This window comes from Pantoea sp. PNT03, assembly GCF_014852515.1.
Taxonomy (GTDB): Bacteria; Pseudomonadota; Gammaproteobacteria; order Enterobacterales; family Enterobacteriaceae; genus Pantoea; species Pantoea leporis.
This window is the reverse complement of sequence record NZ_JACVBT010000005.1, coordinates 47,451-70,616: the sequence shown is the minus strand read 5'-3', so window position 1 is coordinate 70,616 and position 23,166 is coordinate 47,451. Positions and strand designations below refer to the sequence as shown.

Annotated in this window: 21 protein-coding genes; 15 read left to right on the top strand and 6 right to left on the bottom strand. The window is 59.8% G+C overall.

Annotation, left to right across the window (positions count from 1 at the left end):
• From IB226_RS17550 to IB226_RS17540, 3 genes are read left to right on the top strand one after another with little or no spacing between them, the layout of a single operon-like run.
• On the top strand, positions 1-1,167 hold the full coding sequence (locus IB226_RS17550; protein WP_101763147.1) for an ABC transporter permease: 1,167 nt from the start codon (positions 1-3) through the stop codon (positions 1,165-1,167).
• Positions 1,160-2,095, top strand: coding sequence for an ABC transporter ATP-binding protein (locus IB226_RS17545; protein ID WP_192236585.1), 936 nt, complete (start codon positions 1,160-1,162; stop codon positions 2,093-2,095). Before IB226_RS17550 ends, IB226_RS17545 begins: the two co-directional genes overlap by 8 nt.
• Positions 2,095-2,826, top strand: coding sequence for an ABC transporter permease (locus IB226_RS17540; protein ID WP_110865787.1), 732 nt, complete (start codon positions 2,095-2,097; stop codon positions 2,824-2,826). The genes IB226_RS17545 and IB226_RS17540 overlap by 1 nt, the downstream gene beginning before the upstream one ends.
• A 169-nt stretch (positions 2,827-2,995) precedes the next feature.
• Here IB226_RS17540 and IB226_RS17535 read toward each other — a convergent pair whose 3' ends face one another.
• Positions 2,996-3,730, bottom strand: coding sequence for a MerR family transcriptional regulator (locus IB226_RS17535; protein ID WP_101763312.1), 735 nt, complete (start codon positions 3,728-3,730; stop codon positions 2,996-2,998).
• Between the two features lie 151 nt (positions 3,731-3,881).
• Here IB226_RS17535 and IB226_RS17530 point away from each other — a divergent pair, with 151 nt between their 5' ends.
• Together IB226_RS17530 and IB226_RS17525 are read left to right on the top strand one after the other, a co-directional pair.
• On the top strand, positions 3,882-4,445 hold the full coding sequence (locus tag IB226_RS17530) for a helix-turn-helix domain-containing protein (protein WP_192236584.1): 564 nt from the start codon (positions 3,882-3,884) through the stop codon (positions 4,443-4,445).
• The gene (locus IB226_RS17525) at positions 4,442-4,960 is read left to right on the top strand and encodes a GNAT family N-acetyltransferase (RefSeq protein ID WP_192236583.1); all 519 of its coding nucleotides are present in this window, start codon (positions 4,442-4,444) and stop codon (positions 4,958-4,960) included. Before IB226_RS17530 ends, IB226_RS17525 begins: the two co-directional genes overlap by 4 nt.
• Before the next feature lie 241 nt (positions 4,961-5,201).
• On the opposite strand, the gene IB226_RS17520 is transcribed toward IB226_RS17525, so the two are convergent.
• Positions 5,202-6,173 carry a LysR family transcriptional regulator gene (locus tag IB226_RS17520; protein WP_192236582.1) on the bottom strand — a complete coding sequence of 324 codons (972 nt, stop codon included), beginning with the start codon at positions 6,171-6,173 and terminating at the stop codon, positions 5,202-5,204.
• A 157-nt stretch (positions 6,174-6,330) separates the two neighbouring features.
• Here IB226_RS17520 and argH point away from each other — a divergent pair, with 157 nt between their 5' ends.
• From argH to IB226_RS17485, 7 genes are read left to right on the top strand one after another with little or no spacing between them, the layout of a single operon-like run.
• Entirely contained in the window at positions 6,331-7,758 is a 1,428-nt protein-coding gene (gene argH / locus IB226_RS17515) for an argininosuccinate lyase (protein WP_110865790.1), read from the top strand.
• 9 nt (positions 7,759-7,767) lie between these two features.
• Positions 7,768-8,646 (top strand): amino acid ABC transporter permease, encoded by an 879-nt coding sequence (locus IB226_RS17510; RefSeq protein ID WP_101763141.1) that lies wholly within the window; start codon positions 7,768-7,770, stop codon positions 8,644-8,646.
• A 13-nt stretch (positions 8,647-8,659) separates the two neighbouring features.
• Complete coding sequence (locus tag IB226_RS17505; RefSeq protein WP_192236581.1) at positions 8,660-9,424, top strand: amino acid ABC transporter ATP-binding protein; 765 nt, start codon at positions 8,660-8,662, stop codon at positions 9,422-9,424.
• Positions 9,425-9,441: 17 nt separating this feature from the next.
• Entirely contained in the window at positions 9,442-10,263 is an 822-nt protein-coding gene (locus IB226_RS17500) for an ABC transporter substrate-binding protein (protein ID WP_192236580.1), read from the top strand.
• Between the two features lie 11 nt (positions 10,264-10,274).
• The gene (locus IB226_RS17495) at positions 10,275-11,120 is read left to right on the top strand and encodes a polysaccharide deacetylase (protein ID WP_192236579.1); all 846 of its coding nucleotides are present in this window, start codon (positions 10,275-10,277) and stop codon (positions 11,118-11,120) included.
• On the top strand, positions 11,113-12,000 hold the full coding sequence (locus IB226_RS17490; RefSeq protein ID WP_192236578.1) for a polysaccharide deacetylase: 888 nt from the start codon (positions 11,113-11,115) through the stop codon (positions 11,998-12,000). The genes IB226_RS17495 and IB226_RS17490 overlap by 8 nt, the downstream gene beginning before the upstream one ends.
• On the top strand, positions 11,984-13,345 hold the full coding sequence (locus IB226_RS17485) for an MmgE/PrpD family protein (protein WP_192236577.1): 1,362 nt from the start codon (positions 11,984-11,986) through the stop codon (positions 13,343-13,345). Before IB226_RS17490 ends, IB226_RS17485 begins: the two co-directional genes overlap by 17 nt.
• Positions 13,346-13,593: 248 nt before the next feature.
• Here the strand turns inward: IB226_RS17485 and IB226_RS17480 are convergent, their stop codons facing one another.
• Both IB226_RS17480 and speB read right to left on the bottom strand, forming a co-directional pair.
• Entirely contained in the window at positions 13,594-14,679 is a 1,086-nt protein-coding gene (locus tag IB226_RS17480) for an iron-containing alcohol dehydrogenase family protein (RefSeq protein ID WP_192236576.1), read from the bottom strand.
• Positions 14,679-15,635: an agmatinase gene (speB, locus tag IB226_RS17475; RefSeq protein WP_101763135.1), complete on the bottom strand. Its 957-nt coding sequence runs from the start codon at positions 15,633-15,635 to the stop codon at positions 14,679-14,681. Before speB ends, IB226_RS17480 begins: the two co-directional genes overlap by 1 nt.
• A 124-nt stretch (positions 15,636-15,759) precedes the next feature.
• Here speB and IB226_RS17470 point away from each other — a divergent pair, with 124 nt between their 5' ends.
• Genes IB226_RS17470 through ybiB form a run of 3 tightly spaced genes read left to right on the top strand, consistent with a single transcriptional unit; the run spans position 15,760 to position 19,877 of the window.
• Complete coding sequence (locus tag IB226_RS17470; protein WP_192236574.1) at positions 15,760-16,656, top strand: LysR family transcriptional regulator; 897 nt, start codon at positions 15,760-15,762, stop codon at positions 16,654-16,656.
• Between the two features lie 54 nt (positions 16,657-16,710).
• The gene (gene dinG / locus IB226_RS17465) at positions 16,711-18,855 is read left to right on the top strand and encodes an ATP-dependent DNA helicase DinG (RefSeq protein WP_101763133.1); all 2,145 of its coding nucleotides are present in this window, start codon (positions 16,711-16,713) and stop codon (positions 18,853-18,855) included.
• 53 nt (positions 18,856-18,908) lie between these two features.
• Entirely contained in the window at positions 18,909-19,877 is a 969-nt protein-coding gene (ybiB, locus tag IB226_RS17460) for a DNA-binding protein YbiB (protein ID WP_192236573.1), read from the top strand.
• A gap of 163 nt (positions 19,878-20,040) precedes the next feature.
• Here the strand turns inward: ybiB and IB226_RS17455 are convergent, their stop codons facing one another.
• Together IB226_RS17455 and hutU are read right to left on the bottom strand one after the other, a co-directional pair.
• Positions 20,041-21,198, bottom strand: a complete 1,158-nt coding sequence (locus IB226_RS17455) for a M20 aminoacylase family protein (protein ID WP_192236572.1) — start codon at positions 21,196-21,198, stop codon at positions 20,041-20,043.
• A gap of 275 nt (positions 21,199-21,473) precedes the next feature.
• Positions 21,474-23,159, bottom strand: a complete 1,686-nt coding sequence (gene hutU, locus IB226_RS17450) for a urocanate hydratase (RefSeq protein ID WP_192236775.1) — start codon at positions 23,157-23,159, stop codon at positions 21,474-21,476.
• Positions 23,160-23,166: the final 7 nt, after the last annotated feature.

The following is a 23,166-nucleotide window of genomic DNA, read 5'->3' as shown; positions in this document are numbered from 1 at the left end:
GTGTCGTCGTTGTTATTCCGACCGCGCCAGCAGCCGGTGCTGCTGGTGTTAATCGCGCTTATCACGCTGGCGCTGTTTGCCTTGCCGCTATTGAGCTTTGCCGCCAATCGGCTGGTCTCTGGCCAGCCGCTGACGTTATGGCAGGTGACCAACAGCATACTGCTGTTCATCCCGTTGCTGTGGCTGTGGCAGAGCTTGTGGTGGCCGCCGCGCCGCATTCACGCGATATCGGTGCTGCTGGCGGCGGAAGTGCTGCTGGCCTTACTCATCTGGCTGGCCGGACAACAGGCCACGCAACTGGCGAACAGCGGTAGTCCGCTGGCGCGCACCGCGTTTGGCAGCGGCTTGTGGTGTGCGGCGGCGCTGGCGCTGCTGCTGGCGGCGGAAGCGGTCCGGCAAATCACCCGCAGTACCCCGTGGCGCATTGTGCTAAACCTGCAAATCTGGCTGCTGCCGCTGGCGCTGTTACTCAGCGGTCATCTTGATCGTCTCTCGCTTTTGAAAGAGTACGCCAACCGCACGGCGGTGTTTGATGCGGCCTTCACGCAGCATTTGTGGCTGCTGGGCGGCACGCTGCTGCCGACGGTAATCATCGGATTGCCGCTCGGGCTGGCGATTGCGCGGCGTCCGCGCTGGCAGAATGCCGCATTTAGCGTGCTTAACCTGATTCAAACGGTGCCGTCGGTGGCGCTGTTCGGTTTACTGATTGCGCCGCTGGCGGGATTGGTGGCGCATTTTCCGCTGCTGGCCCGTTGGGGCATCAGCGGCATCGGTATTGCGCCGGCCTTGATTGCGCTGGTGCTCTACGCGCTGCTGCCGCTGGTGCGCAGCGTGGTGGCCGGTTTGCAGCAGGTGCCGCAGGAAGTGCGTGAAACCGCGCGCGGCATGGGCATGAGCGCGTGGCAACAGTTCTGGCACGCCGAACTGCCGCTGGCGCTGCCGGTGTGGCTCTCCGGGCTGCGCGTGGTAGTGGTGCAAACCGTGGGCCTGGCGGTTGTCGCGGCGCTGATTGGGGCGGGCGGATTCGGCGCCATTGTTTTTCAGGGATTGCTGAGCAGCGCGCTGGATCTGGTGCTGCTGGGCGTGATTCCGGTGGTGGCGCTGGCGGTGATTTTTGATGCGCTGCTGCGTTTACTGTCGGCACTGCTGGAGAGACGTCATGATTAAATTTCACCAGGTGAGCAAAGTGTTCGCTGGCAAAGAGGCGATACGTAACCTGTCGCTGAAGATTGAGAAGGGCAGTTTTACCGTGCTGATTGGCACCTCAGGTTCGGGCAAGTCGACCACGCTGAAGATGATCAACCGGCTGGTGGAGCACGACAGCGGTGAAATCCGTTTTGCCGGAGAAGCCATCGAAACCATGGATGCGCGCGCGTTGCGCCGCCGCATCGGTTATGCCATTCAGTCGATTGGCCTGTTTCCGCACTGGAACGTAGCGAAGAACATCGGCACCGTGCCCTCGCTGCTCGGTTGGCCGCAGGCGAAGATCAAACAACGCGTCGAGGAGCTGCTGGTGCTGCTCAATCTCGACAGCCATCTGGCGACGCGCATGCCGCATCAGCTGTCGGGCGGACAGCAGCAGCGCGTCGGCGTGGCGCGTGCGCTGGCGGCCGATCCCGAGTTGCTGCTGATGGATGAACCTTTCGGCGCGCTCGATCCGGTTAACCGTCTGGCGTTGCAACACGAGATGCTGCGCATTCAGAAAATGTCCGGTCGCACCGTGGTGCTGGTGACGCACGACATCGACGAAGCGCTGACGCTGGCCGATCAGCTGGTGCTGATGGACGGCGGCGAAATCGTGCAGCAGGGCAGGCCAATCGATCTGCTGACGCAGCCGGTGAACGACTTTGCCCGCGAGTTCTTTGGTCGCAGCGAGCTCGGCGTGCGTTTGCTGGCGCTGGGACGTGCGGGCAGCGCGGCGCGACGCGGTGAATGGCTGGACGCCGAACCGATTGCCGAATCGCTGACGCTGCGTGAAGCGCTGTCGCAATTTATTGCGCGCCGCACCGATAAATTGCCGGTGATCGATCAGCAGCAACAGCCGCTGGGCGTGCTGCACTTCAGCGATCTGCTGCGCCAGCGGGAGGCGAGCTGATGCGGCTGTTACGCGATCCGCTCTACTGGCTGCTGGCGGCCTTTCTGCTGCTGCTGTGGGGCTTGCCGCACAGCGGTCCGCTGTTTGCTCACTGGTTTCCACAGCTCGAGCGTCCGCTGTATCAGCAGGAGAGTTTCTGGCGGCTGGCGCTGGCGCATCTGGCGTTGGTGGTCAGCGGCAGCCTGCTGGCGTTGCTGGTCGGCGTTGCCTGTGCGGTGTTTGCTACGCGTCACGCCGGGCGCGCCTTTCGTCCGCTGCTGGAAACCGTGGCGGCGGCCGGGCAAACCTTTCCGCCGGTTGCGGTGTTAGCGATTGCGGTGCCAGTGATGGGGTTTGGTGCCACGCCCGCGGTAATGGCGCTGTTTCTCTACGGCTTGCTACCGATTTTGCAGGGCACGCTGGCAGGTTTAGATAGCGTACCGGCCAGCAATCGTGAAATCGCGGTCGGCCTCGGCATGGGGCCGTGGCGACGCTTGTGGCAGATTGAGCTGGCGCTGGCGGCACCGGTGATCATGGCGGGCGTGCGAACCTCGGTGATGATCAACATCGGCACGGCAACTATCGCCTCCACGGTGGGCGCGGAGAGTCTGGGATCGCCGGTGATTATCGGTCTTAGCGGCTTTAACACCGCCTATGTGATTCAGGGCGCGCTGCTGGTGGCGCTGCTGGCGTTGATTTGCGATCGCCTGCTAGAGCGCGTGCAGCGCAAACTTAGTGGGTATGCACAATGAGGCTGTAGCCGACCAGCATCATGCCACCCATGCCGCCAAGCGCCATGATGGCAAACAGGGAACCGATAAGGAGTTTATTCCAGTTCATGAGGAGACCTGAGAAAAGAAATTTAGGGCGGCATGATAACGCGCACACCACGCCAGGCAAAGGCCGTGTGTGCGATTTTACTTATGCGGGATCGTGCAGGTGAATGGCAAAACCCTGCGCCTGCCAGTGTTCAAACTGCTCGACCTGACGACGCGTCGGCTTTTTGCCGGTCCAGATAAACAGGTTTTGTCCGGGGAATAACTCAGGGCGCGGCATGTCCAGAGGCTCCGCCAGCACATCCATGCGCCAGCCTTGCTGCGACAAACGCCAGGCTTCCAGCCAGATGCGGGTACGATCTTCCACCGCCCAACCCAGCATCAAGGCATCTTTACCGGCTTTTTTACGTCCACAGGCCAGACAAAACGCCACATAATCAATTAGCGCGCCATCAAGCAGACTGCACATGGTGCGCGCGGTGTTCTGATCTAAACCAAGACGCTGGCGAACCGGCACGAACACGTGATCGATTAACGCATCCACCGGATGTTCCCGGCCAATATTGGCAATTTTAACGCGCAATTTCGCCGGGCGAACGTGGCGCAGTACGCTCATCAATTCTTCCTGCAGCGCCGACCAACCGTCATCCACATTGACCGTGGCGCCTTCCAGCAACGCTTTCACTTTGCCAACAGGCACGCCGCTCTCTATCCAGCGCTTTATCTCTTCGATACGCTGAACATCTTCATCATCAAACTGCCTATGACCACCTTCGGTACGCTGGGGTTTTAACAGACCGTAACGTCGCTGCCAGGCGCGAAGCGTTACCGGGTTGATTCCACAGCGTTCGGCCACATCCCCGATACTGTATAAGGCCATAAAGTCCTCAAAAATTCTGACCTGCATAACAACACCTTAACCCCCACGACTGGGTTGTACAATGATTTTTTAATTGTACAACTTGACCGCTTTATTTATTTAAGGTCATATCTCATAAGTGAGATTTATTTCCCGTATATGAGAGGTGAAGATGTCTGCTTCGGATACCGACGATCGACTGGCGGCGCGACTGGCTGAATTACGCGTACAACGCGGTTGGTCATTAGATGAATTGGCGATGGCGACCGGCATCAGTCGGGCGTCGTTGTCGCGCATTGAACGCGCCGAAACGAGCCCCACAGCCGCTTTGCTTAACCGCCTTTGCGTGGCCTACGGCTTGACCATGTCGCGCCTGCTGAGCGAGGTGGAAGAGGAGGCCGCGCTGCTGCTGAAAGCGGCGCAACAGCCGGTATGGCGCGATGACGTCAGCGGCTTCCAGCGCCGCAACGTATCACCGCCCGCCAGCCACTTTAAAGCGGAAGTGGTGGAAGGTGTGCTGCGTCCTGGCGCGCGCATCGATTACGATGCGCCGCCGATTCAGGGACTGGAGCAGCACATCTGGCTGCAATCGGGCGAGCTGACGATCAGCATGGACGATCAGCACTGGACGCTGCAGGCAGGCGACTGTCTGCGCTTTCATCTCACCGGCAAATCCGCGTTTGCCGCCCATGCAGAAGGCGGCGCGCGCTACATTTTGGTGGTATGCAAACCATGATTGACATCGAACCTCTCAGCGCCACCCAGGCGCAGCCGCTGCTGGCGGCATTGTGTGATGTGCTGCAGGGCTGCGTCGCCGATGGCGCCAGCGTGGGCTTTATTGATGCGGACGATCGCGCGGCCATTGAGCGCTTCTGGCAGGACAAAATTTACAGCCTGGCGAGCGGCGACAATCAGCTGCTGGTGGCGTATCAGCAGGGCGTGATTGTGGCGACGGTGATGGTGGGATTCAGCGCAATGCCGAACGGTCGCCATCGGGCGGAGATCAGTAAGCTGCTGGTGCATCCCCGCGCCAGACGTCAGGGCATCGCGCGCCGCCTGATGCAGCAGGCGGAACAGCTGGCGGCACAGCAGGGAAAAACCCTGCTGGTGCTGGATACGCGCAGCGGCGACGTGGCAACGGATCTCTATTTGTCGATGGATTGGCAGATTGCTGGTTCAATTCCGCTGTATGCCGAGTCAACCGAAGGTGTGCTGGATGCGACTACGGTGATGTATAAGGTCTTGGGGTGATTGTGATTGTGATTGTGATTGTGCCTGCTGTCCCCCATCCCGGCCTTCCCCCACAAGTGGGGGAAGGAGACGCTGCCACATGCAGCTTCATCACTGACATATGGCAGCATCTTCCTCCCCCATTTATGGGGGAGGACCGAGGAGGGGGACAGCGAGCACAGACCGGGGAAAGCGAGCACAAACCTGGACGGACAGCGAGCACAGACCGGGGACAGCAAGCACAATCCCAAAATGCACCAACTCAGTGCGGTCCTTCCGCCTCGCCAATCCCCAGCGCCTGCATAAACAGCCGGATAATCGGGTTTATTTTGCGGCCCTTCTTCATCATCAAACAAAACGGGTTTTCACGGCGAGTCGAATCATCACCCAACTCACACAGCTGCCCACGCGCAATAAACGCGGCGGCATAATGTTCCGGTAAATAACCAATAAAATGGCCGGTTAAAATCAGCATGGCGACAGATTCAACCTGAACCGCCTGCACGCCGCTGTCCTGTAAGGGAATGATGCGACGATCGTCGCGCGGCGTTACATATAAATGATTAATAATTTTCTGCTCACGTAATATGTCCAGCGATATATTTTTATCGCACGATCCAGAATATAAAGGATGTGACATGGAGCAATATAATTTTGAATATTCCTTATAAAGCGGGAAGTAATCAAAATCACTTTTCATTTCATAAACCGGTGCAATACCACAATGAAAACGGCCTTCGCTGATGCCGCGCTCAATATCATCTAATTGCGCGGTTTGCAGTCGAATTTGTACCTTTGGCGCTTTCTGGTGCAGCTGTTGCACCGCTGCGGTGACCGGAGATTGCGGATCGGAGATGGTGTTATCCACCACGCAAATGGCAATGTCGCCCAGCAGTTCGTTGCGGCTGTTGTGCAGCCGCTCGCGAAACAGATTCAGCGAGACGAACAGCTCCAGCGTGGCCTGGTAGACGTTGATGCCGTACTGCGTCAGCTCAAAACCTTCGCGTCCGCGGCTGCATAACGTCATACCGAGACGAATTTCCAGATCGGAAACCTGTTTACTGATCGCCGCCAGACCAATATTCAATTCGTGGCTGGCAGCGGTTAATCCGCCCGCTTCTACCACGCATTTAAATACCCGCAGTAATTTTAAATCGATATTACTCAGTGCCAGAACCGCATTATCGCTGCGATTATTTGCATTGTTTCCGGACTGGGAAACTTTACTTTCCATTTTTGCTATTCAACTCCGGAATAATTGCGGTGAAAGTACAGTGAACCTGAAATAGGCCCTATTTACCAGTGTAGCCATAAAATAAGTTTTTATTATTTCAACTGGCTCATCCATATCTTTTTCATATCGCTGATGATTATCTGTAAGGGGAAATAGCATGTCTGATAATGCCGAACTGTTATGGGGCGCGCGTTTTAAAGCGGCACCGGCGGCGAGTTTAACCGCGCTGTCTCGTAGCCCGGATTATTACTTTGCATTGGCACCTTACGATCTGGCGGGCTGCCGGGCGCATGCCCGTGAACTGGCGCGCGGCGAGTTGCTGAGCGCCGAAGAGCTCAGCACCATGCTGGCGGCCATTGACGCGTTAGACGCCGATTATCGCGCCGGTCAGCTGCATCCGATTGCCGCCGACGAAGATGTGCACACCTTTATCGAACGCGCGCTGACCGAGCGTTTAGGTCCGCTGGGCGGCAAGCTGCGCGCCGGGCGTTCGCGTAACGATCAAACCGTTAACGACCTGCGTCTTTACCTGCGCGACAACGGTCGCAAGGTGGTGAGCGCGCTGCTGGCCTTGCAGCAGGCGCTGGTCGAGCAGGCGGCACAGCACACCGAAAGCGTCGCGCCCGGTTTCACGCATCTGCAGCAGGCGCAGCCGATTGTTTTTGGTCATCAACTTTTGGCTCACGCGCAATCCTTTGCCCGCGATATTGAACGTATGCAGGATTGGGATCGCCGCAGCGCACGCTGTCCGCTCGGTGCCGCTGCGATGGCCGGTTCCGCCATTGCGCGCCAGCCGGAGCAGGCCGCCGCCGATCTTTCCTATCTCGCGCCGTGCGAAAACTCCATTGATGCCGTTGCCAGCCGCGACTATGCCGCTGAATTCCTGTTTGTCACCAGCATGATCGGCATCAACCTGTCACGCCTGTGCGAAGAAGTGTGCATGTGGGCATCGCGCCAGTTCCGCTGGGTCGAGCTGCATGACAGCTACGCCACCGGCAGCTCCATCATGCCGCAGAAGAAAAACCCGGACATCGCCGAACTGACGCGCGGCCGCGCTGGCCGCCTGGTCGGCAATCTGATGGCGCTGCTCACCACCATGAAAGCGATGCCGCTCTCCTACAACCGCGATCTCAGCGACGACAAACGCAACGTGATTGATGCGGTGGATACGCTGCTGCTAGTGCTACCGGCGATGGCAGGCATGATGGCGACGCTGAAATTCAACACCGACGTGATGCGCGAGCAGGCACCGGACGGCTTCACGCTGGCGACCGAAGTGGCCGACTGGCTGGCGATGCGCGGCGTGCCGTTCCGCGAAGCGCATGAGATCACCGGCCAGCTGGTGCAATTGTGCGAGCGCGAAAACTGCGGTCTGTCGGATCTCAGCGATGCGCAACTGCAGGCGGTGGATGTCCGCTTAACGCCGGAGGTGCGCAGTGCGCTGACGCTGGAAGCCGCGCTGGCGGCCCGTAGCGGCTACGGCGGTACCGCACCGGCACGCGTACGTGAGCAGCTGGCACGTCTGCAAACCCTGATGCAGGACCAGCAGCGCTGGACCGAAGATTACGCTGGCCCACGCGCCTGAGGAGAACTTATGTCGCAATCAACGCCGATTGAGCCGGGTTTGAACAACAGCCGCGAGCAGACGCATTACGATCTCGATCGTTACCAAGTGGTGCCGCGCCGTTACTACGGCCGTATCACCGCGTCGGCGGTGATTCTGCTGCTGCTGGCGCTGCTGGTAAACGCCTTTGCGCACGGCAATATCGAATGGTCGTTTGTCGGCCAGTTCTTTACCGCCCAGGCGATTCTCAACGGCGTGGTCAACACGCTGATCATGTCGGTGCTGGCGATGGGGCTCGGCGTACTGTTTGGCGTCATCACCGCCATCATGTACATGTCGCCGAATCCGGTGCTGCACTACATCGCCGTGGGCTACGCGTGGATTTTTCGCGGCACGCCGCTGATTCTGCAGCTGCTGCTGTGGTTCAACCTCGCGCTGGTGTTTCCCACCATCAGCATTCCCGGCGTGTTCAGCGTGCAAACCGTCACCATCATGACGCCGTTCCTCGCCGCGCTGCTCGGTTTGAGCATCAATCAGGGCGCGTACACCTCGGAAGTGGTGCGCGCGGGCCTGCTGTCGGTGGATACCGGACAATACGAAGCGGCGAAAGCCATCGGCATGCCGCGTCTGCAGGCGCTGCAGCGCATCATTCTGCCGCAGGCGATGCGCGTGATTCTGCCGCCGGTCGGCAACGAATTTATCAGCATGATCAAAACCACCAGCCTCGCCAGCATGATTCAGTACTCCGAACTGCTCTACAACACGCAAACCATCTACTTCGCCAACGCGCGCGTCATGGAACTGCTGTTCGTGGCAGGCATTTGGTACCTGATTGTGGTCACGGTGTTGTCGTTTGGACAGAGCCGACTGGAACGTTATTTCTCACGCGGCCATCGTCAGCGTCAGTAATCAGGAGCCCAACATGAGAAACATCGTGCGCGCCGTTAAGGTGAACAAATATTTCGACCAGTTCCACGCCCTGAAGGATGTCAGCCTCGAAGTGAACTACGGCGAGGTGATGTGCATCCTCGGCCCATCCGGTTCCGGCAAAAGCACCTTTTTGCGCTGCATTAACCAGCTGGAGAAGGTCGATAAAGGCGGAATTTGGGTTGACAACGAGCTGGCGGGCTATCGCATCGCCGGTAACAAACTGCATACGCTAAGCGACAAACAGATTGCGCGCCAGCGCCTGCAAACCGGCATGGTGTTCCAGCGCTTTAACCTGTTCCCACACAAAACCGCGCTGGAGAACATCATCGAAGGGCCGTGTCGCGTGCTGCTGCGCCCAAGGCGCGAAGCCAGCGAAGAGGCGATGGCGCTGCTCGATCGCGTGGGTCTGGCGCACAAAGCGCACGACTATCCGCAGTCGCTCTCCGGCGGCCAGCAGCAGCGCGTGGCGATTGCTCGTGCGCTGGCGATGAAACCCAAACTGATGCTGTTTGACGAACCCACCTCGGCGCTGGATCCGGAGATGGTGGGCGAAGTGCTGGCGGTGATGCGTCAGCTGGCAAAAGAGGGCACCACCATGCTGGTGGTCACGCACGAAATGGGCTTTGCCCGTGAGGTGGCCAATCAGGTGGTGTTTATGGACGAGGGACGGATTATCGAGCAGGGCGCACCGGAAGACATTCTGCTGAACCCGCAAAATCCACGGATGAAAAACTTTATCAACGCGATTCTTCTTTAAACATTACCGGGGTGAATATGAAAAAGCTGTTATTGAGTGCCATCAGTGCCGCCGTATTGCTGCAATCCTCTGCCTGGGCAGACATCGCCGTACCCGCGGCGATCAAAGAGAAAGGGCTGACGGTAGCGATCATGCCGAACTATCCGCCAATGGATTTTAAAGATCCGGCGACCAACCAGCTGACCGGCGTGGACTACGACCTCGGCCAGGCGATTGGTGAAAAACTCGGCGTTAAGATCAACTGGCAGGAGATCGCCTTCGAACAGATGGTGAACGCGGTGGTGACCAAGCGCGTCGATCTGGTGATGTCTGGCATGACGGACACCAAAGAGCGTCAGCAGGTGGTGAACTTTATCGATTACTTCAAAACCGGCCCGCAGTTCTACACCCAATCCGCGCGCAGCGACATCAACAGCGCGATGGATCTGTGCGGTAAGAAAGTCGGTACCAGCCGTCGCACCACCTTCCCGCAGGAGATTGCCAACTGGTCAAAAGCGCACTGTGAAGCGGCCGGTAAGCCGGCGATCATTGTGGTAGGTGCTGAAGGCACCGCCGATGCGCGCACCCAGCTGCGTCAGAACCGTCTGGATGGCGTGGTGCAGGGCAGTGAAACGTTGCCGTACATCATGGATCTGGAAAAGGGCAAATATAAGGCGCTGGATAAAGCCTTCTCCTTCCAGTACACCGGCATGGCGATTGGTAAAGATGCGGGCGAGCTGACCACCGCGATTCAGGCGGCTATCGACGCGATGATTGCCGATGGCACTTACCAGAAAATCCTCGGCAAATGGGGTCTGGCAGACAACGGCGTGGCGAAGGCGACCGTCAACCAGGGCTAAGGAGCGCGCAGATGCAACAACCGGGCGCAGTGCGCTGGCCGCAGGGTAAACGCGGCTGTATGGCGCTGGCGTTTGACCTCGACGGTCCCACCGGCGATGCCATGCTGAATGGCAGCCTGTGGTCAACGCCAGAGTATTTTACTTTTGGGGCTTACGGGCCGTACCGCGCGCTCGGGCGTCTGCTTGACCTGCTGCGCGCCTTCCACCTTCCCGCCACCTTCTTTGTGCCGGCGTGGGTGGTGGAGCAGTGGCCGCAGCAGTGTCAGGCGATTATCGAACAGGGCCACGAAGTGGCCTATCACGGCTATCGCCACGAATCCTTTTGGGCGATTTCACCGGATGAACAGCGCGCAGTCATGGCGAAATCCGCTGAAGTCTTTCACCAGCATCTGGGCATCACCGCCTGCGGTTTTCGTACGCCGTCGGGCGACTGGCATGCCGAAACGCCACAAATCCTGCGTGACGCGGGCGTGATCTACTCCAGCAGCATGCGCGGCGACGATCGTCCTTACAGCATTCCGGTGGCGGGCCATACGCCGCTGGTGGAGGTCCCCGGTAAGTGGGAGATGGATGATTACGCCTCGCTGGCCTACACGCGCCAGCCCGACTTCCCCAAAGGTGGCGACCGCATCGCCAGCTATGCGCACACGCGTGATAACTGGCAGCGCGAGTTCGATGGCGCGATGAATGAAGGCTTGTGCCTCACCACGCTGTTCCACCCGAAAATCTCCGGCCAGCCGGGACGCTTGCTGCTGCTGGAACAGCTGTTTGCACATATGACGGCGCGCGATGACGTTTGGTTTGCGCGCTGCGACGCGGTGGCGCAGTGGTATTTGCAGGAGCAACAGCATGACTGAACCTTCACGCTGGCCGCTGGGTTTCCAGTCGGCGGCGATCCTCACTATCGATTTCAACGATATTCACGGCATTCTCACTCAGGCTCCGGCAGTGGCGGGGCGCGATAAAACGCTGTCGGTGTGGCGCTACGGCACGCTGCGCGGCGTCGATCGCCTGCTGGCGCTGCTGGCAGAAAAGCAGCTCAAAGCCAGCTGGTGTATGCCCGCGATTGTCGCCGAACAGCAGCCGGAACTGGTGCAGCGCATCGTGACCGGCGGCCATGAAATCGCCTGCAGCGGCGATACCCACGAAGATTTCTCGCTGTTGACGCTGGAGCAGCAGATCGCCAGCGTGACGCGCGGCTGCGACAAGCTGGCGCAGATAACCGGACGCAAAATCACGGGGTTCCGTACGCCCGCCGGGCAGTGGAAACCGGGACTGGCGCAGGCGTTGATCGCACGCGGCATTAAATGGTCATCGAGCTGGCGCGGCGACGATATGCCGTATTTCCATCCCGGTACGCGTCTGGTGGAATTACCGATGCACTACACGCTGGAAGATGAGCCGTACTTCGCCTTTAACCTCAGCCCGGCTATTCCGCCGGGACAATCGCGCATCGCGCCGTATGGCGAAACTCTGGCGAATATGACGCAGGATTTCCACGGCTTCCACCGCTTTGGCCTGTGCTACTTGCTGCGCCTGCATCCGGAAATCATCGGCACCGCCGGACGCATTGGTTTGTTGCGGGCGCTGCTCGACATGCTGCAACAGCACAATGTGTGGATCGCCACCGCTGAGCAGGCGGCGGCACACTGGCAGACGCAGCCGGATAACGATGTCTGCCATCCGGCGGAGGTGTTTACCCGCATCACTGGAGGTGCGCATGGCGAACTCGCTTGATCAACTGGCGGCCTTTATCGCCGGGACGCGTTTTGCACAACTGCCTGAACCGCTGGTGGAGCAGGCGAAACGCCATCTGCTTGATACGCTCGGTGCTTCGCTGGCGGGCTGCGACAGCCCGATCTGGCGCGAGTGTCTGGCGCTGGTGCAGGCCGAAGGTGGCCGCGAACAGGCGCAGATTTGGGGCAGCGCGCAGCAGGCCAATCCGCGACAGGCGGCGTGGCTGAACGGCGTGGCGGGGCACATGTATGAACTCGACGATACCGGCGGCTGCGATCACTCCGGTGCGGTGGTGATCCCGGCGCTGCTGGCGGCTTTGCCGCTGGCGACGCAGCCGGTGGACGGGCAAGCGCTGCTGGTGGCGATGGTGATCGGCTATGACGTTGGCCGCCGCGTGTTAGAAGCCTGCGGCGGTTACTCGGCGCACAACGGCGCAGGCTGGCACTCTACCGCCAGCTGCGGCGTGTTTGGTGCGGCGGCGGCGGTCTGTTCGCTGCTGCAGCTGGATCGCGCGCAGTGTGCGTCTGCGCTGGGCATTGCCGCCAGCTTCAGCGGCGGTTTGTGGGGCTTTATTCACGATGGATCGCACACCAAGAAACTCCATGCCGCGCGCGCAGCAGAAGGCGGCGTACAGGCCGCGCTGCTGGCACAACGCGGTATCAGCGGCCCTTCAGTGGTGTTTGAACCGCGCTGGGGCGGCTTCCTGCAAACCTTAGCAGCGGAAACCCAGCAGCCGCAGGCTTTGACGGCCGATCTCGGCGAGGTGTGGAAACTGGCGCGCTGCTCAATCAAACCCTACGCTTCGTGCCGTGGCACCCACGCGGCGATTGATGCGCTGGGAATCCTGCTGCAACAGCATGATGTGCGGGTAGAGCAGATCGCTCGCATCGTGGTGGGCGTTAATCCGTTCCTGCTGGAGATGTGCGGCGGACGCGAGTTACACAGCCTGGCGGCGGCGCAGATGAGCCTGCCGTATGCGCTGGCGGCGCGCGCACTGTACGGCTCGGCGGAGCTGGCCAGTTATGACGACGCCAAACGCCTGCATCCCGATGTGGAAGCGTTGCTGGCACGTATTGAGCTGGTGATCGATGAGCAGCAGAGCCGCGACGACGAGCCGTGGGTGCGGCTGGAAACCGGGCAGGGCGCGCAGTGGCAGCAGCATGTGCCGGTGCCGTCAGGCGCGCCAACCAATCCGCTCACGCTGGATGCCTTGCTGGCGAAATACCGCAGTTTGGCCGCGCGCGTATTGCCGCTGGAGCAGGTCGAACGGCTCGAGGCGGTGTGTCTGGAGCTGGATGAAGTGGCGGATGTGCGGGAAGTGGTGGGGTTGTTGGGGATTGGGTGATTTTTTTTCTTTTTGGTGTGTGCTCGCTGTCCCGTTGGTAGGTGCACGCTGTCCCCCTCCTCGGTAGGTGCACGCTGTCCCCCTCCTCGGTCCTCCCCCATAAATGGGGGAGGAAGATGCTGCTATATGTGAGTTGGGAGCTGCATGTGGCAGCGTCTCCTTCCCCCGCTTGCGGGGGAAGGCCGGGATGGGGGACAGCGAGCACATTCAAACCACAGCGAGCACATTCAAACCACAGCGAGCACAAACTAAACCCTGCCCGCTAACCCCTCAATCCGCGCTATCGCTGCCAGCAAGCGCGCTTCGGTCACTGCTTCGGCCATGTTCTCCATATCCGGCGCATGCACCGATTCGCGCACAATCAGCGCCAGCTCACTCTCATCCAGCTCGGCAATCTCGCTCAGCGTCAGCGGCACGCCGCAATCGCGCGCCAGGCGCATCTCATCCAGCACTTCCTCATCGGTGCGGTTCTCCAGCGCCAGCAAACAGAGATTGCCGAAGCCGACCAGCAAGCCGTGCCCAAACTCGCGGGTTTTATCGCAGAAGGTAAAGCCTTCATAAATCGCGTGCGAAGCCGCCGCGTGTGCGCCGTTGCTCATCAGCGAGGTTAATCCCGCCCAGGTGAAAATCGCATCCAGCACCTGATCGAGCGACGCGCTGCTCTCACCACGCAGCACTGCGGCATGGGCTGCCGGTCCATGTTCACCAATCACGTCATAACAGATCTGGCTGTGCGCCAGTGACGAGAGCGCATTGCCCTCGCGTGCCGGATGACGTGCACTGACCGCGCGGAACTCGTACCACTTCGCCAGCGTATCGCCCAGCCCGGCGGCCAGCCAGCGGGCGGGCGCTTTAGCCAGCAGCTCGCTGTCAATGATCACCGCCGCCGGTGCCTGCGGCAGCGGGAAGATGTCGAAGAAATTGCCGTTATCGTCATAGCGAATACTCAGCGGCGTCACCGCGGAACAGGTGGCGGCGATGGTTGGCAGCGTGATCACCGGCACGCCAATCTGGGCGCCTACCGCTTTCACCGTATCCAGCGATTTACCACCGCCCACGCCAATCAGCACCTCGGCGTGCAGCTCGCTGGCCATCGTCGCCAGACGATTGATCTGATTGATCGAGGTTTCACCGCCAAACCACTCTTGAGCTAACAGCGTGACGTTGGCCGCCAGCAGCTGCGCGCGAACCTGCGCTTCTACTGCCTGCAACGCCTGATGGCCGCCAATCAGCAGCGCACGCTGTCCCAGTCCGGCGCAGATCGCGCCTAATTGGTTGATCACGCCCGCACCGCGCAGCACGCGCGCCGGGAAAACCAGATTCTGTTGTGTCATCACTTGTTCTCTGTGTAACGGACGCCGGGCAACACGCACAGCATCTCATAAAGGATATTGGCCGCCAGCTGCGAGGTCATACCGCTGATGTCGTACGGCGGCGAGACTTCCACCAGATCGCCGCCCACCAGATTGAGTCCACGGCAGCCGCGCACGATCTCCAGCCCTTGCATCGAGGTCAAACCGCCCACTTCCGGCGTGCCGGTGCCGGGTGCCCACGCGGGATCGAAGCTGTCGATGTCGTAAGAGAGATACACCGGGCCGTCGCCGATACGCGCGCGCACCTCGGCCATCAGCGGCGTCATGGAGCGATACCAGCACTGTTCGGCGGGCACCAGATGGAAGCCCTGATCGACGCCCCACTGAAAATCATCGGCGGCGTAACCTTGCGCACGTTGCCCGATTTGCACCACGCGCTGGCAGTCGAGCAGGCCCTCTTCCACCGCGCGGCGGAACGTGGTGCCATGCGCGATCTTCTCGCCAAACATCTCGTCGTTGGTGTCGGTGTGGGCATCAATGTGAATCAGCCCCATCGGCCCATGCTTCTTCGCCAGCGCGCGCAAAATCGGCAGCGTCAGCGTGTGATCGCCGCCCAGCGTTAACGGGATAATCGGCCAGTTATTCAGCTCGGTATAATAGTTTTCAATGATATCGACTGATTTCAGCAGGCTGTAAGTGTTGATCGGCACATCACCGAGATCGCCGACGCGCAGCGAATCAAAGGGCGCGGCGCCGGTGGCCATGTTGTAGGGTCGGATCATGACTGAATCGGCGCGGATGGCGCGTGGGCCATAGCGCGTACCGCTGCGCTGCGAGGTGCCGATATCCAGCGGAATGCCGACGAACGCCACATCCAAATCGGCTGGTGATTCAGCGGCGGGTAAACGCATCATGGTGCCGCGTCCGGCGAAACGGGGCATTTCGTTGCCGCCTTGCGGCTGGGGGAAATCGGTCATCACGCACTCCTTCAGTCAGGTAAAACCCATCATTACCCAGCCCGCGCGCCGGAAAAATCCTTGACAGCCGATAATCACTTCAGAGATTACTTAACTTTAGTCAGCAATCTCTGAAGGAAAATCGGTGCAGACGCTTCCCAATCTTAAACTGCTGCAGGTGTTCGCCAGCGTGGTGGAAAATCAGGGCTATTCGCGCGCGCAGCAGGCGCTGAACATGACCACGCCGGCCATCAGCGCCTACATGAGCGAGCTCGAGAGCCAGCTCGGTTTTATCCTCTGTCAGCGCGGGCGCGGCGGCTTTACCCTGACCAGCAAAGGCGAGCAGTTTTATCGCTACTGTCAGGAGATGCTGGCGACGCTGGCGGGTTGGCAGGAGCAGGTTGAGACGCTGAAAAGCGCGCAGGGCGGCACTTTCTCGCTTGGCGTGGTGGACGCCACCGTCACCGATAGCACGCTGGATCTGCCTGCCGCTATCGCCCGCTTTAACCAGCGCTTTCCGGCGGTGTTCTTTAATCTGAGCGTGCGCGATCCCAATGAGTTGCAGCAGCAGTTGCTGGAGGATCGGCTCGATTTGGCGATTGGGCACTTTCCGCTGCGCGCCAGCAATCTGGTGACTATTCCGCTTTACGAAGAACAGCATTGGCTCTATTGCAGCCCGCAACATCCGCTGGCTGAGGGCCATCCGGATGTGCGCACCGTGCAGCAGACCGGCATGGTGACGCGGCGTTACTGGAATCAGCAGGAGCTGAACAAGCGCGGCTTCCGCCAGAGCAACGCTTCAGTGGAGAGCATCGAAGCGCAGCTGACGCTGATTCTCTCTGGCCGCTTCATTGGCTATTTGCCCGAACACTACGCGCGCAGCGGGGAACTGCAGGGCACGCTGCGCCGCCTGCTGCCGCACCATTTCCACTTCCGCGCGCCTTTCTCTTTTGCGTTCCGCCGTGGGCGCGCGCGTGAAACCTTAATCCGCGCGATGCGTGAAATTCTGAATCCAGCGCGAAAAAATAGCAGCGAAAGCTGACGCTGCGCCAATACTGTGTAAAAATACAGGCCAATTCAGCAAACAGTAACGAAAATGGCCCTGACAGCAGCGATAAAAAGCCAGATTGCGCAATGGTATAAGGCGCTGCAGCAGCAGGTTCCTGACTTTATCCCGCGCGCGCCGCAGCGCCAGATGATTGCCGAAGTGGCGAAAAGTCTGGCCGGTGACGAAGGTCGTCATCTGGCGATTGAAGCGCCCACCGGCGTCGGCAAAACCCTTTCTTATTTGATTCCCGGCATTGCGGTGAGCCGCGCCGAGGAGAAGCGGCTGGTGATCAGCACCGCCAACGTGGCGTTGCAGGACCAGATCTTCAGCAAGGATCTGCCGCTGCTGAAGAAAATCATCCCCGATCTCACTTTTACTGCCGCCTTTGGCCGTGGACGCTATGTTTGTCCGCGCAACCTTGCGGCGCTGGCGGCGACCGAAGATCAGCAGGGCGATTTGCTGCTCTATCTGGATGAAGAGGCGGTCACCGGCTCGAAAGAGGAGCAGAAATTCTGCGCCAAGCTAGAGAAGCAGCTCAGTAGCTACCGCTGGGATGGCTTGCGCGATCACACCGATGTCAACATCGAGGACAGCTTGTGGCAACGCCTCTCCACCGACAAAGCCAACTGCCTCGGGCATCACTGTCGCTGGTATCGCGAATGCCCGTTCTTTGTCGCGCGTCGCGAAATTGAGCAGGCGGATGTGGTGGTCGCCAACCATGCGTTGGTGATGGCGGCGATGGAGAATGAATCGGTGCTGCCACCGGCGAAAAACCTGATGCTGGTGCTGGACGAAGGCCATCATCTGCCGGAAGTGGCGCGCGATGCGCTGGAGATGAGCGCAGAGATCACGCCCGGCTGGAGCAGTTTGCAGCTCGATCTGTTTGTGCGGCTGGTGGAAACTATCATGGCGCAGTTCCGCCCAAAATCGCCGCCGCCGCTCACCAATCCGGAACGCCTGAAAGGCCACTGCGATGAAATGCGCGAGCTGCTGCAGATCCTGTGCGATGCGCTCAATCCGCTGCTGCCGGGCCATAATCAGCCGGGCGAGTTCCGCTTTGTATTGGGTGAATTGCCGGAAGAGCTGCTGAGCCTGTGCGCGCGGCTGTTCAAGCTGAGTGACGCGCTGCGCGGCTTAAGCGAAGGCCTGCTCAACGAGTTGGGCGAGCAAACCGGGAAAGCCGATATCATGCGGCTGCATAAAGCTATCATTCAGCTCAATCGCCACTTCGGCTGGTTCGAGTCGATCAGCAAACTGTGGCGGCTGGCGGCGATGGAGAAAGCTTCCAATGCGCCGGTGTCGAAGTGGATTACGCGTGAGATCCGTGAAGGCCAGGCGCATCTGCTGTTCCACTGCGCGGGCATTCGCGTGAGCGATCAGCTGGAAAAAATCCTGTGGCGCAAAATCCCGCATGTGGTGGTGACCTCGGCCACTTTGCGCTCGCTCAACAGCTTCAACCGTTTGCAGGAGATGTCCGGCCTGAGTGAGAAAGCCGGCGACCGCTTTGTGGCACTGGATTCACCGTTTAACCATATCGACCAGGGCAAGCTGGTGATTCCGCAGATGCAGTTTGAGCCGCAGATGGCGCAGGAAGCGGAGCACATTGCCGAGATGGCGCGCTTTTTCCGCCAGCAGATCGCCGAAGAGAAGCACAAAGGGGTGCTGGTGCTGTTCGCCAGTGGCCGCGCGATGCAGCAGTTTGTCGCACATATTCCTGATCTGCGCCTGTCGATGCTGGTGCAGGGCGATCAGCCGCGTTCGCGCCTGGTGGCGCTGCATCGGGAACGCGTCGAAGCCGGTAAAATCAGTATTCTGGTCGGGCTGCAATCGTTCGCCGAAGGGCTGGATTTGAAAGGCGATCTGCTGTCGCAGGTGCATATCCATAAAATCGCTTTTCCACCGGTGGACAGTCCGGTAATTTTGACCGAGGGCGAATGGCTGAAGAGCCTGAAACGCTATCCGTTCGAAGTGCAGAGCTTGCCGAGCGCCTCCTTTACCTTGATTCAGCAGGTAGGACGTTTGATTCGCAGCCACAGCTGCTTTGGCGAAATCGTGATTTACGATCGCCGCCTGCTCAACAAAGCCTATGGCAGCCGACTGCTGGCCGCGCTACCGGTGTTCCCGATTGAGCAACCGCCGATGCCGGAAGCCAGCAGTGACAAGACGAAAAAACGTCGCAGTAAGAAAATCTAACGATCAATTTTTGGCAGCCGCACGGCGGCGCGCCCTGGAAGCGGGAATGCCTGATGGAACTGAATAAAATTATTAAAGAGATTGGGCGCGGTAAAAATCACGCGCGCGATATCGATTTCGCCACCGCGCAGGCGCTCTACAGCGCGATGCTGGCCGGTGACGTGCCGGAGCTGGAGCTCGGTGGCGTGCTGATTGCGCTGCGCATCAAGGGCGAAGGCGAAGAGGAGATGCGCGGTTTTTATCACGCGATGCAGCAGCAGATGATGCAGTTGCAGGCACCCGCTAACCGGCCCATGCCGATTGTCATTCCCAGCTACAATGGCGCGCGCCGTCAGGGCAATCTGACGCCGCTGCTGGCGCTGCTGCTGGTGAAGCTGGGCTTCCCGGTGCTGCTGCACGGCGTCAGCGACGATCCTACGCGCATCACCACCGAAGCGGTGCTGGCAGCGCTGGACATCGCGCCTGTCACCTCCGCCGCACAGGCGCAGGCGAAGCTGGATAACGGCGAACTGGCGTTTATCACCATCGACCATCTGTGTGCGCCAATGGCGCAACAGCTGTCGCTGCGCTGGCGCATGGGCGTGCGTAACAGCGCGCATACGCTGGCGAAACTGGCGACGCCGTTTGCCGAACGTGCTGCGCTGCGCCTGGCCAGCGTCTCGCATCCGGAATATGTGCCGCGCGTGGGGAAATTCTTCCAGGATATCGATGCACCGGCGATTCTGCTCAACGGGACCGAAGGCGAGGTGTATGCCAATCCGCAGCGCTGCCCGGCGATTAACTACATTCGTGGCGCGGGTGCAGAAGCGGAAGTGTGGGTTGAGCGCCAGCCGGAAGTCAGTGTGGAACTGCCGGAAAGCAAAAGTGCACAGGACACCGCCGCGTGGATCAATCAGGTATTAGCCGGGGAACGCGCGGTGCCGCAGGCGCTGCGTTTGCAGCTGGCGTGTTGTTTGATGGCGACCGGTGAATCGGCTAGCCTGGCGGATGCAGAAGTGAAGTTACAGTTGGCGGGGATGTGAAGAATAAAGCCATTGAATTAAGCGCCTCATTTACAGCGCACACAAGCTGTAGCGGCGCGATTAATCGCGCTGTTCAATGGCGGCAATGTCGCCATCCCGCTATTGCATAATAAATTGCGCCGCGACGGCACGAGCAAGCATCCGCCATTCCTGGCGACCGCCCTTACGCTTTCGCCAGCACGCGCTCTACCAACTGCTGCCAGAAGGTAATACCGATCGGCAGCAGCTCATCATTAAAATCGTAATTGGCGTTATGCAGCGGTGCGGACGGCGTCGCGCCATCGGCACCCAGCCAGAAATAGGCGCCGGGGCAGGCTTGCATCATGCAGGCAAAATCTTCCGAAGCCATTGAAGGGTTCACCTGCCAATGCACCTGCGCCTCGCCGAGCAGATCAACCGCGACCGCACGCACCTGTTCGGCTTGCTCCGCATGGTTGGCGGTGACCGGATAACCGGGATACCAGTGAATCTCGCCGCTGACGCCAAATGGGCGCGGCAACGTAGTGACAAAATCCTCGATCAGACCGCGCACGCGATTGCGCACGTCGGTCTGCAAACATCGCACCGTGCCGCGCAACACAATCTGCTCAGGAATGACGTTAATCGCTTCGCCGCCGTGAATCTGCGTCACGCTCACCACAGCCGAAGCCAGTGGCGACAGACGACGCGACGGAATGGTTTGCAGCGCCAGAATCAGCTCGGCGGCGACCACCATGGGATCGGCCCCGCTTTCCGGCATCGCCGCATGGCAGCTTTTACCGTGCAGCGTAATTTCGAACGAGTCGAGTGACGCCATCATCGCATCCGGATTCACCGCCAGCGTGCCCACCGGCATGCCCGGCCAGTTGTGCATGGCGTAAACCGCATCCATCGGGAAGCGCTGGAACAGGCCTTCTTCCACCATCTTGCGCGCGCCACCGAGATTCTCTTCGGCGGGCTGGAAGATGAAATGAATAGTACCGCTGAAGTTGCGCGTAACCGCCAACTGACAAGCCGCCGCCAGCAGAATCGAAGTGTGACCATCGTGACCGCAGGCATGCATAACGCCGGCTGTTTGCGACTTCCACTGCGGCGCGCCTTTTTCGGTGATCGGCAGCGCATCCATATCGGCGCGCAGACCAATAACCGGTCCGGGACCGTTCTCTAAGGTGCCGATTACGCCGGTGCCCGCTAAGCCACGAAATACCTGTAATCCGGCCTCGGTGAGGACCTGTGCGACGAGCTCGCTGGTCTGCTGCTCCTGGTAACCCAGCTCAGGATGTTGGTGTAACTGACGACGCCAGTTGAGGGCGTTTTCCAGCAGTGCAGCAGGCAGGCTCATAAGGTAAGACTCTCCATTAGCAGCGTGAGCTGCAAAATAATGTATTTACTGTAGTGGCAAGCGTATGGCGGCGTCTATCGCGGAACGGAATAATTTGGCTATAGGGTATAGCGGAATGGAATATAGCGAATGGGCTGTTAAGCGCCTTCTCCCGCTTGCGGGAGAAGGCTGGGATCAGGGGAAAGCTGCACAATGTTGAAAGGTGCGCGCTGTCCCTCACCCTAACCCTCTCCCGCAGGCGGGAGAGGGGATTGGCGGCGTGCGCGGGTTGGACGTTATTTCTGCATCGGCAGGTTGAGACCGTGCTCCTGCGCGCAGCTTTGCGCTAATTCGTAACCGGCATCCGCGTGACGCATTACGCCGGTGGCCGGATCGTTCCACAGCACGCGGCCCAGACGCGCATCGGCTTCTTTGCTGCCGTCACACACAATCACCACGCCGGAGTGCTGCGAGAAGCCCATGCCGACGCCGCCGCCATGATGCAGACTCACCCAGGTCGCGCCGCCTGCGGTGTTCAGCAGGGCATTGAGCAGCGGCCAATCGGATACCGCATCCGAGCCGTCTTTCATCGCTTCGGTTTCACGGTTCGGTGACGCCACGGAACCGCAATCCAGATGGTCGCGACCGATGACGATCGGCGCTTTCAGCTCGCCGTTACGCACCATTTCGTTGAACGCCAGCGCCGCTTTGTGGCGCTCGCCGAGACCCAGCCAGCAGATACGCGCCGGTAAGCCCTGGAAGGCGATACGCTCCTGCGCCATGTCGAGCCAGCGATGCAGATTCTGGTGATCCGGGAACAGCTCTTTCAGCTTGGCATCGGTTTTGTAGATATCTTCCGCATCACCTGACAGCGCCACCCAGCGGAACGGGCCTTTGCCTTCGCAGAACAGCGGACGAATATAGGCCGGCACAAAACCCGGGAAATCGAAGGCATTTTTCACGCCCTCATCCAGCGCCACCTGACGGATGTTATTGCCGTAATCCACGGTCGGGACGCCCATGTGATGGAAATCCAGCATCGCCTGCACATGTACCGCCATTGAAGCGCGCGCGGCTTTTTCCACCGCTTTCGGGTTGCTGACACGCTCGGCTTCCCAGCGCGCCAGATCCCAACCAACCGGCAGATAACCGTTAATCGGATCGTGTGCTGAGGTCTGATCGGTGACGATGTCCGGCTTCATGCCGCCCGCTTTGGCACGTTTCACCAGCTCCGGCACGATTTCAGCGGCGTTGCCCAGCAGACCAACAGAAATGGCACGCTTCTCTTTGTTGGCCTGATCAATCAGCGCCAGTGCTTCGTCCAGCGTATAGGCTTTGTGGTCGACGTAGCGGGTGCGGATACGGAAATCGATACGTGTTTCCTGGCACTCAATCGCCAGCACGCTGGCACCGGCTAACACACCCGCCAGCGGTTGTGCGCCGCCCATGCCGCCCAAACCGGCGGTGAGGATCCAGCGGCCGCTGAGATCGCTGTCGTAATGCTGACGACCCGCTTCAGCGAAGGTTTCGAAGGTACCTTGCACGATGCCCTGCGCACCGATGTAGATCCACGAACCGGCGGTCATCTGGCCGTACATCATCAGGCCTTTTTGATCCAGCTCGTGGAAGTGATCCCAGTTGGCCCAATGCGGCACCAGATTCGAGTTAGCCAGCAGCACGCGCGGCGCATCGGCATGCGTACGGAACACGCCCACCGGTTTACCGGACTGGATGAGCAGCGTCTCTTCCGGCTGCAGGGCGCGCAGCGAACGCAGGATCTGCTCAAAGCACTCCCAGTTACGCGCGGCTTTACCGATGCCGCCGTACACCACCAGATCTTCCGGGCATTCTGCCACGTCAGGATCGAGGTTGTTCTGGATCATGCGGTAAGCCGCTTCAATCAACCAGTTGGCGCAGTGCAATTCATTACCGCGCGGCGCACGGATTTCACGGGCTACAGCCTGAGTCAAAGTTTCGCTCATCATCGAT

What these genes read in the sequence shown, in the direction of transcription:
- IB226_RS17545 (WP_192236585.1), top strand. Translation starts at nt 1,160, where the DNA reads ATGATTAAATTTCACCAGGTGAGCAAAGTGTTCGCTGGCAAAGAGGCG.
- IB226_RS17540 (WP_110865787.1), top strand. Translation starts at nt 2,095, where the DNA reads ATGCGGCTGTTACGCGATCCGCTCTACTGGCTGCTGGCGGCCTTTCTG.
- IB226_RS17535 (WP_101763312.1), bottom strand. Translation starts at nt 3,730, where the DNA reads ATGGCCTTATACAGTATCGGGGATGTGGCCGAACGCTGTGGAATCAAC.
- IB226_RS17530 (WP_192236584.1), top strand. Translation starts at nt 3,882, where the DNA reads ATGTCTGCTTCGGATACCGACGATCGACTGGCGGCGCGACTGGCTGAA.
- IB226_RS17525 (WP_192236583.1), top strand. Translation starts at nt 4,442, where the DNA reads ATGATTGACATCGAACCTCTCAGCGCCACCCAGGCGCAGCCGCTGCTG.
- IB226_RS17520 (WP_192236582.1), bottom strand. Translation starts at nt 6,173, where the DNA reads ATGGAAAGTAAAGTTTCCCAGTCCGGAAACAATGCAAATAATCGCAGC.
- argH (WP_110865790.1), top strand. Translation starts at nt 6,331, where the DNA reads ATGTCTGATAATGCCGAACTGTTATGGGGCGCGCGTTTTAAAGCGGCA.
- IB226_RS17510 (WP_101763141.1), top strand. Translation starts at nt 7,768, where the DNA reads ATGTCGCAATCAACGCCGATTGAGCCGGGTTTGAACAACAGCCGCGAG.
- IB226_RS17505 (WP_192236581.1), top strand. Translation starts at nt 8,660, where the DNA reads ATGAGAAACATCGTGCGCGCCGTTAAGGTGAACAAATATTTCGACCAG.
- IB226_RS17500 (WP_192236580.1), top strand. Translation starts at nt 9,442, where the DNA reads ATGAAAAAGCTGTTATTGAGTGCCATCAGTGCCGCCGTATTGCTGCAA.
- IB226_RS17495 (WP_192236579.1), top strand. Translation starts at nt 10,275, where the DNA reads ATGCAACAACCGGGCGCAGTGCGCTGGCCGCAGGGTAAACGCGGCTGT.
- IB226_RS17490 (WP_192236578.1), top strand. Translation starts at nt 11,113, where the DNA reads ATGACTGAACCTTCACGCTGGCCGCTGGGTTTCCAGTCGGCGGCGATC.
- IB226_RS17485 (WP_192236577.1), top strand. Translation starts at nt 11,984, where the DNA reads ATGGCGAACTCGCTTGATCAACTGGCGGCCTTTATCGCCGGGACGCGT.
- IB226_RS17480 (WP_192236576.1), bottom strand. Translation starts at nt 14,679, where the DNA reads ATGACACAACAGAATCTGGTTTTCCCGGCGCGCGTGCTGCGCGGTGCG.
- speB (WP_101763135.1), bottom strand. Translation starts at nt 15,635, where the DNA reads ATGACCGATTTCCCCCAGCCGCAAGGCGGCAACGAAATGCCCCGTTTC.
- dinG (WP_101763133.1), top strand. Translation starts at nt 16,711, where the DNA reads ATGGCCCTGACAGCAGCGATAAAAAGCCAGATTGCGCAATGGTATAAG.
- ybiB (WP_192236573.1), top strand. Translation starts at nt 18,909, where the DNA reads ATGGAACTGAATAAAATTATTAAAGAGATTGGGCGCGGTAAAAATCAC.
- IB226_RS17455 (WP_192236572.1), bottom strand. Translation starts at nt 21,198, where the DNA reads ATGAGCCTGCCTGCTGCACTGCTGGAAAACGCCCTCAACTGGCGTCGT.
- hutU (WP_192236775.1), bottom strand. Translation starts at nt 23,159, where the DNA reads ATGAGCGAAACTTTGACTCAGGCTGTAGCCCGTGAAATCCGTGCGCCG.